Source organism: Promineifilum sp. (SeqCode) (assembly GCF_041918635.1).
GTDB lineage: Bacteria > Chloroflexota > Anaerolineae > Promineifilales > Promineifilaceae > Promineifilum.
Window position 1 is genome coordinate 1 of record NZ_JAYRVJ010000575.1, and the last position, 1,633, is coordinate 1,633.

A 1,633-nucleotide genomic window follows, 5' to 3' on the forward strand; every position below is an offset into this window, starting at 1 on the left:
AACGCCCGGAAATCTGCCCAGCCCTTCAGCGCCAGCGTCTTGGTGATCGCCGCCGTCAACGTCGTCTTCCCGTGGTCGATGTGTCCGATCGTCCCCACGTTCACATGCGGCTTCCCGCGTACAAATTTCTCTTTGGCCATTCCTTCTTACCCTCGATTGACTATGACAGATTTCTTTCCGGCCGGCGGCTGCCCCGCAATGGAGTTGCTCCGGAACCGGTCATCTTGGTTCACTACGCCTTGAGACGAACAGCACCCCAACATTCTGCCAGTGGAAACCCAAAGGTTGAGAGCCCACGATGGGATTTGAACCCATGACCTCATTCTTACCAAGAATGCGCTCTGCCGACTGAGCTACGTGGGCGTTTCCAACTGTCACGTAAGCCAGAAGACCCAGAGAGATCTGGGTCTGGTTTGCTTAGTGGGCCAGGTAGGACTCGAACCTACGAAGGCGTCTGCCAGCGGATTTACAGTCCGCCCCCTTTGCCGCTCGGGACACTGACCCAGGTATTCTCGTTTTACTGGCTTGACCCCGTGCCACTCTCGCGAGCCGACACGCAGAGCCGACGATGGGAGTTGAACCCATAACCTATGCTTTACAAGAGCATTGCTCTGCCTGTTGAGCTACGTCGGCAGGGTGATCGTTGTAGCCGCGTCCAAGCTTATAAATGTGCTTTCGGCTGTAAGGCAAGTCAACCTATGCGCTCTTGCCGAGTGCTGTCCAGTAGTATAACACTTGCGCTCATTTCGTCAACAGCGGGACAGGCCATTTTGCGAATTCGGACGCGCTTCTTATTATTGTGTATGGAGGCGAACAATGCAAGAGCAGCCCATCACGATTCTTTGTCTGGCAAGCTATTTCAAGGGGACGACGTTTCTGACAGCCGCCAAGGCGCAAGGCGCGCGCGTGCTGCTGCTGACGCGCGAGAAGAACGCCGGCGAGGCGTGGCCGCGGGAGAGCATCGACGAGGTGTTCCTGATGCCCGACCTGCGCCGCCGGCCGGACATCCTCTACGCGGTCAGCTATCTGACGCGCGGTCGCGCCATTGACGCCATCGTGCCACTTGACGACTACGACGTGGAGACGGCCGCGGCATTGCGCGAGCACCTGCGCCTGTCGGGCCTGGGTGAGACGGGGGCGCGCTACTTCCGTGACAAGCTGGCGATGCGCACCCAGGCCGCCGGGGCGGGCATCCCCGTGCCCCCCTTCTCGCCCGTTTTCAGCCACGCCCGCCTGCACGCCTTCATGGAGCGCGAAGCGCCGCCCTGGGTGCTGAAGCCGCGCTCCGAGGCGGGGGCGATGGGCATCAAGAAGCTCTATTCGGCCGACGAGGTGTGGGGCTGGCTCGACCGGCTGGGGGATGAGCAGTCGTTCTTTCACCTGGAGAAGTTCATCCCCGGCGACATCTACCACGTCGATTCGCTGGTCTACGGCAGCCGCCTCCTGTTCGCCCAGCCGCATAAGTACGCCCGGCCGCCCATGACGGTGGCCCATCAGGGCGGCGTGTTCGTCTCACGCACCCTACCCCGCTGGACGGACGAGGCGCAAGCCATTCTGGACGTGAACGAGCGTCTGCTGCGCGCCTTCGGATTGGAGCGCGGCGCGACCCACGCCGAGTTCATTCGTGGCGAGG

Annotated in this window: 2 protein-coding genes and 3 tRNA genes; 1 reads left to right on the plus strand and 4 read right to left on the minus strand. The window is 61.4% G+C overall.

The annotated features are described in order from the left end of the window. From ACE3UY_RS17165 to ACE3UY_RS17180, 4 genes are all read right to left on the minus strand, one after another. Positions 1-140, minus strand: a 140-nt coding sequence (locus ACE3UY_RS17165) for a GTP-binding protein (RefSeq protein WP_374688716.1), incomplete at its 3' end; no start/stop codon positions are given. Positions 141-290: 150 nt separating this feature from the next. Next, positions 291-363, minus strand: a tRNA-Thr gene (locus ACE3UY_RS17170). A 58-nt stretch (positions 364-421) separates the two neighbouring features. Then, positions 422-504 (minus strand) — tRNA-Tyr (locus ACE3UY_RS17175). Between the two features lie 56 nt (positions 505-560). Next, positions 561-633 (minus strand) — tRNA-Thr (locus ACE3UY_RS17180). 183 nt (positions 634-816) lie between these two features. Between ACE3UY_RS17180 and ACE3UY_RS17185 the strand changes: the two genes are divergently transcribed. After that, the coding region (locus ACE3UY_RS17185) for an acetyl-CoA carboxylase biotin carboxylase subunit family protein (protein ID WP_374688715.1) at positions 817-1,633 on the plus strand (817 nt) is incomplete at its 3' end.